At 68.7% G+C, this 6211-nt stretch carries 5 protein-coding genes and 1 CRISPR repeat array; of the genes, 2 read left to right on the top strand and 3 right to left on the bottom strand.

What is annotated here, in order from left to right; all coding sequences use genetic code 11:
- On the top strand, positions 1 to 241 hold a 241-nt coding region (locus B056_RS40340), incomplete at its 5' end, for a transposase (RefSeq protein ID WP_084647110.1).
- On the opposite strand, the gene B056_RS35500 is transcribed toward B056_RS40340, so the two are convergent.
- Positions 154 to 2304 (bottom strand): CRISPR-associated helicase/endonuclease Cas3, encoded by a 2151-nt coding sequence (locus tag B056_RS35500; RefSeq protein WP_076784652.1) that lies wholly within the window; start codon positions 2302 to 2304, stop codon positions 154 to 156. The genes B056_RS40340 and B056_RS35500 overlap by 88 nt on opposite strands.
- A gap of 192 nt (positions 2305 to 2496) precedes the next feature.
- Positions 2497 to 3256: a CRISPR direct-repeat array (repeat unit 28 nt; unit sequence GTCGTCCCCGCACGCGCGGGGGTCTCCC).
- Between the two features lie 10 nt (positions 3257 to 3266).
- Here B056_RS35500 and B056_RS42440 point away from each other — a divergent pair.
- Entirely contained in the window at positions 3267 to 4919 is a 1653-nt protein-coding gene (locus tag B056_RS42440; protein ID WP_076784651.1) for a DUF5753 domain-containing protein, read from the top strand.
- Between the two features lie 300 nt (positions 4920 to 5219).
- Here the strand turns inward: B056_RS42440 and B056_RS0106805 are convergent, their stop codons facing one another.
- Positions 5220 to 5756, bottom strand: a complete 537-nt coding sequence (locus tag B056_RS0106805; RefSeq protein WP_026239415.1) for a hypothetical protein — start codon at positions 5754 to 5756, stop codon at positions 5220 to 5222.
- Between the two features lie 199 nt (positions 5757 to 5955).
- A partial coding sequence (locus B056_RS0106800) for a transposase family protein (protein ID WP_018501137.1) occupies positions 5956 to 6211 on the bottom strand: 256 nt, incomplete at its 5' end.

The following is a 6211-nucleotide window of genomic DNA, read 5'->3' as shown; positions in this document are numbered from 1 at the left end:
CCAGCCGGATCTGCGTCGCTTCCTGCGCCGGCGCCGTATCGCCGGGCGTATCGCCCGACGCGGGGTGGAGAGCACCGAACGCCTCGGCCGGCACCGGTGGAAGATCGAAAGGACTATCGCGTGGCTTGACGGCTACCGCCGGCTGACCGTCCGCTACGAACGCAACGGCCGTAACTTCCTCGGGTTCCTCTGCCTGGCCGCCGCGATCACCTGCTGGAAGAAACTCCCGCACCCCACGTGAGACATGCTCTTAGGTTGGCGACTCCGCTCGGGCCGCTCATGCCGATGCAGGCGGCCCACACGCTGCAACAGCAGGTCGATCGGGGCCAGATCACTGACGAGCACGTCCACGTCGACGTCGAACGACTGCTCGGCGACCTGGGTGGCAACGACAACAAGCCGCTGCGGACGAACCGTTCCCCCGGACCGCCCCGGTGGGCCGAGCAGGTCCACCACCCGCTCCGTGCGCGCAGCACGCTCCACGGCCACGAACCGGGCATGCAGCAGCACGACATCGTCGCCGAACACCGGCTGCAACGCCGCGAAGACGCCCTGGGCCCGGCCGACGGTGTTGCACACCACCAGCGCGCAGCCGCCGGCCCCTACCTCCGCGGTCACTGCCGCGGCGACCGCATCCGGGGCGAACGTCGACGTCTCGGCGAGGATCTCCACCTCGACGTTCAACGAATCGCGCCACGATGGGTCCGTCGCGACCGTGAAAGTCGGCTCACCCTGAGACGCACAGACAGCGGTGACACGCGGATACCCCTCCACCGTCGGCAAGCCCGCCATGTCCACCTCACGCTGCTGCAACGCGCCCTGCACATACGCCCGGACCAGCCGTTCGCGCAGGTCCGGTGGAAGCGTCGCCGACAACAGAACGACCGGGACCCCGGCGTCGGCGAGCCATCGCAGCGCCTCGAACAGGAACTGGGCCATGTACACGTCGTAGGCGTGCACCTCATCCAGGATGACCACCCGGCCAGCCAGCCCGGCATGACGCAACATCACATGCTTCGTCCGTGTCGCCGCATGCAGCAGTTGGTCAACCGTGCCCACCGTGATCGGGGTCAGCAGCCCCCGCTTCGCGCCCAGCATCCATTCCGCCGCAGCCACCCCATCCACCAAGGGACGTTCCTCGACCGGCGTGGAGCCACCGGTGGCGTTCGTGTCGAACTCCTCGCCGATCCCAGCAAAGGTGACCTGCGACCGCAGTGCCGCCCATTCGGCGTTGAACCGTGCCCGGCCATGCAGAAGACCAAGCGGAGCCTTCGGATCCACCTGCACCGACCAGTCCCGCACCCGGCGAAACATCGGATCCGCCGTCGCCTGCGTCGGCATGCCCACGAACACCCCGTCAGCGCCGAACCGGCGAGCCAGCACCTCCGCCGCCGCGAACGCAGCTTCGGTCTTCCCCTCTCCCATCGGCGCCTCGACGATCAGCAGCCCTGGCACGGGCATCGTCTCAGCGATCCGCACCGCGCTGGCCTGCGCAGGCCGCGCCGAATCACCGAACCGATGCTTGACCAGATCCTGCTGGCCAAGGGGCGCCGGTCGGCCGGCCCGCCAGCCACCCCGCAGTCCCAGCCGCTCCCAGGCCTGCCGGGCCCGCTCCCGCGAGGCTTCCAACGACACCGCCGCCAGGTCCGCCTGGCCGCCGAAGTGCCGCTCGTCGCTGGCGATCCAGTCCGCCATGATGACCAGCCCCGACACCGCCAACTGGCCGCCGCGGCGCGGAGAGCCCACCTGCGCGAACGACGCCAAGTCCACGCCCAGGTCACCAGCAACCCGGTCCACGAAACTGGTCTGAACCTCGCCCCACACGCCTCGCCCATGCGCCGTAGGGCTGCTGGGATGCAGCCGATCAACTCCCGGGACAAGACCGTGATGGCCCGCAATCAGCGGCCACACCCAGCCGCACGCCGACGGCCGCCACCCCGCCTCACGCAGCCGCTTCCGGGCAATGACGGCACCCGCCCACGCATGATTCCAACGCCGACCCTGATCGGCCGTGAGGCCGGCCCATGTCAAGCCGGCACCCTGAACCATTCTTGCCAGACCGTCGTCTTTCATCTGGAATGCCGGTGTCACCTTGCCTACGTCGTGGAGGCCACACAGCAGCGCAAACAGCGACCTCCCGCTCCCATCGCTACACCCATCGAGGTGATCTTTTGTGGCGGCGGGCAAAAAGCGATCCCAGATAAGCTCGGCCATGGCCGCGGTATCGAGTAGATGGCCGAGCAAAAGATGCATCGACCCTTGCGCATTCGACTTGCCCCACACAACCGCCAACGCGTCGTCCACAGGCCCCCCAAGCGACAGTCGAGCAGGCTATTGAACCACCCATGCTCTCGCCCCCAGCCGCCACGCTCCGGCCCAGACGGCAGCTTCGGACGTGCCGGCGGCTATGGACTCGGGTGGAGAGCCCTTCGGCCAGACGATGCATCGACTGATAAATTCGAGCCTTGCCAGCCTGCAAAACCCCAGGTCAGCAAGGTCGTCCCCGCACGCGCGGGGGTCTCCCTCCTGCCCCAACCCCTGTCCGGTACGGCTCCGAGTCGTCCCCGCACGCGCGGGGGTCTCCCTGTCACACGATCTTCGATCCGAAGATCGTCGGTGTCGTCCCCGCACGCGCGGGGGTCTCCCTCTCGGCGAGCCTGACGGGCTCCCGCGGCCACGGTCGTCCCCGCACGCGCGGGGGTCTCCCGCCCGCGCGTGGATCGCCGCCCGTCGCTGGGAGGTCGTCCCCGCACGCGCGGGGGTCTCCCGCCGGCGACCGCGCGTTCGACTGCGGCCTCGTAGTCGTCCCCGCACGCGCGGGGGTCTCCCGTCGGTCGACCCGTCCATCCACCATCACGCCCGGTCGTCCCCGCACGCGCGGGGGTCTCCCCCCATCTGGATCGACCTGGAGACGGACGCGCCGGTCGTCCCCGCACGCGCGGGGGTCTCCCCGCCGCCCAGGCGACCAGGACCATGGCCGTCACGTCGTCCCCGCACGCGCGGGAGTCTCCCGTCTCTGATGGAGACCTTCACCACCCATCCCGAGTCGTCCCCGCACGCGCGGGGGTCTCCCCACGGTCTTCCTGGACACCCCGATTGCCGTCGCGTCGTCCCCGCACGCGCGGGGGTCTCCCGCAAGGGTGGAGCAGGAGCGCGACCACGCGGCCGTCCTCCCCGCACGCGCGGGGGTTTCCCCTGGAGATACTGGCGCTCGCGGCCCGCATCACCGTCGTCCCCGCACGCGCAGGGTCCTGTCGCACCGGGCGATGGCGGAGCGGACGAGCCTGAGCGCCGCGCGACTGTCCCGGGTGGAGAACGGCACCTCGCTGCTGTCACTGCCCGAGATCGGCGAGTGGGCGAGTGCCGTCGGCGCGGACACCGACGCTCGTGCCCGCCTGCACCAGCCGGCCGAGGCCGCGCACACCCCGGCAGTGGAGGCCTTCCGCCACGGCGGCCCGGACCTGCAGCGCAGCGTCCTGGACCTGGAAGCCCGCGCCGGGCGCGTCGTCACCGTGCAGCCCACGATCGTCCCGGCGCTGCTGCAGACGGTTGCCTACGCGCGCGCGGTCCTCAACCTCGCCGACGTCACCAGCCAGGACATCTCCGCGACGGTCGCGCTGCGGCAGCGCCGCCAGGAACTTCTGCATGACTCGGCGAAGCGCTTCGGCTTCCTCCTCACCGAGGCCGCGCTGCGCTGGCCCGCCGGCGACGCGCACCGCATGGCCACGCAGTACGATCGCATCGCCCAGATCTCGACACTGCCCAACGTCACCGTCGGCGTGATCCCGCTGGGCCGGCAGGTCTCGGCATTGCCCTGGTGCGACATCAACCTCTACGAGAGCTGCGGTGACGGCGAACCGCCGATCATCGACATCGAGCTTTCCCACGGCGAGATCTGGGTCGTCGATCCCATCGACATCGACGTCTACAAGGGGCTGGTCGGCAAGTTGCGGGTAGGGGAGCTGCGCGGCGTTGCCCAGTCGTCACGGCTCGACGGTGGTCTGGCCTTCGTCGTCGGTCAGGACGCGCAGGTCGCGTCGCATGTGCCCCGCATCATTATCGGCATCCGCGAGGTATTGGCATCGATAGCCGGCGTCCGCCTTCTGACCCGTCGCTCCGATCTTGACCAGGACGGCCGCTGGGATCACGTCGCAACGCGGGTCTTTCAGGGGAAAACCCGGCAGCGCGGTCGCCAGCTTCCAGAACTGCTCGTAGACGTTCGTGGCCGTCAGGAGCGCGGCGGAGGGCGGGGAGAACCCGTAGGTGAGCCAGTCCGACCCGGGCGGGTCGTAGCCACCCATGCCGACCGTCCAGTCGATCCGCAGGCCGTTGTACACGGTCGAGCAGTGGTTGGCTGCCTGGGGAACGGCGATGATCCGGTCGTTGTCGCAGCTGGCCTCGAGAGTGCCTCCCTCGGCAGCCATGGTGAGAGTCTTCTGGCGCAGTTCCGCGAGGATGGTTTGAAGGGTCGAGTCGCCGCCCCTGGACGGTTCCACCTCGGGTCGGCCATACCAGGTGGCGACGTAGCCGGGTTGTGGCCCGGTTATCCGGACCGGGCGCGGTGGCCCACCCGGGATGGCCGGGGACGGACGCGAGCTCAGGCTGGCCGTCACCGCCCCGACGGGAGCCGTGGACGCCGAGCCGCCGCAGGCCCCGGCAAGGAACGCGATGCAAAGCAGCCCGGTGATGATTCCCTCGCGGCGGCCAGGCCGCCGCCGACCCGCCGAGAACTGGCGTCGGCCAGCTGGGCCAGGTTGCTGACGTTTATTCGTCACAGAACGGCACACCCGCCTAGCCTCCCACGCTTTGTCCCAGCCTCGAAGCCCTACGTCACCGCATCAGCGCCGACGACCCCTTCCAGCAGGCCGAGGTGCGTGCCAGGTACCCGGAGGCCGACCTGCCAAGCGATTCCGGCCTAATCACCCCCGATGCGGCCTCCTTCCACCTGCATGAGTTGCACGCGAACGGCGCCCTGGTTCTGGACGATGACCACGTCCTCAACTTTTGCGCACTTCACCGACGGTCGATGGTTCCTCAACAGACGCCACGGCGGCCTGGAGGCGCAGATAGCCCCCGTTTTGGGCTGTGCCATGCATGGCCGGGCCGAATATGGCAGAACGGGATTGGTCTCGTCGAGGTTGCCGATTATTCCAAGCAACGGAAAAGAATGCCCCGTAGCAAGTGACGGGGCATTCTTCAGCCTGGGGTGGTGTCGGCGGTCAGCCTCCCTCGCCCCGGACGACCTCGACTCGCAGCCCGAGTCGCTTCAGTACCTTCGCGGCGACCTCGACCTCCATGAGGGGGCGGTCGGTCAGAACTGACTTCGAGCTCTTCCATTCGCCCTTGACGAGTTCCTTGATCTGTTCGAGACCGAGGTCGGGCCGGATCACGGCCAGCGCATCAAGGGGCCGATCAGAGATCAGAAAGGCCCTACGCAACATCAGTGTCGCCGTCTCCGATGAGTCGTCGGCCGGCGGCGGCGGCCAGTACGACCCGTCGTGGCCTTTGATCGCCTTACAGGAGACGCCTGCGTCGCGGACGGCCTTAGCGACTGCTTCGATCTCGTTCATCGGCCGGCTTACGAGCACGGCCTGCGGCGCCCACCGCGTGTTCCGGATGACCTGATCGATGCCACTGTCGTCGAGGTCGGGTCGAATCTCTCGGAGGACCTGGGCTGCTGCCTGCTTGATGCCCGGCCGGGTCGGGACCAGCGCACCCAGCGGCTCCCCGTCTCGGGGCATCGGTATGGTCGGCATGACGAAACGTCCCGGAACCGATACTGGCTCCTGTTGCGCGACTGGTTGTCGTGCGGCGGCTAGTTTTTGGGTTCCTGCTTCTGGGGTGTAAGTCGACCGCATGGTCAGCGGGCTCGGCGCCGGGTCGGCGCGAGCATTGAGCATTTTCAAAGTTTGTTTTTCTAGATTCCCTCCTGTTCCAGGACGAAGACGGCCTGGGTCAGCCGCGGAAACGGCTGAGCACGCGCCAGTTCTTCAGGACCGCGAAGCCGCGTTCGCCGGGTGCGCGGGTGGCCGCGAGGACGCGGTTGCTCTCCTTGAGGCCGTCGGAAAGTTCGCCGTTCGCGGGCTTCTTACGGGGCACGAGGAGCAGATCGCTCTCGCCGCCGACGTAGCCCTTGTCGGCGTAGAGGTAGATCGTTTCCGCGCGGTTGATCGTGGGGAGGATGTTGTGGGCCCGGGCGGCGGTGAGGTCG

Origin of the sequence: Parafrankia discariae (assembly GCF_000373365.1) — a bacterium.
In the GTDB taxonomy this organism is placed as follows: Bacteria; Actinomycetota; Actinomycetes; order Frankiales; family Frankiaceae; genus Parafrankia; species Parafrankia discariae.
The sequence above is the reverse complement of the archived record's forward strand: the minus strand, read 5'-3'. Positions and strand labels throughout refer to the sequence as shown.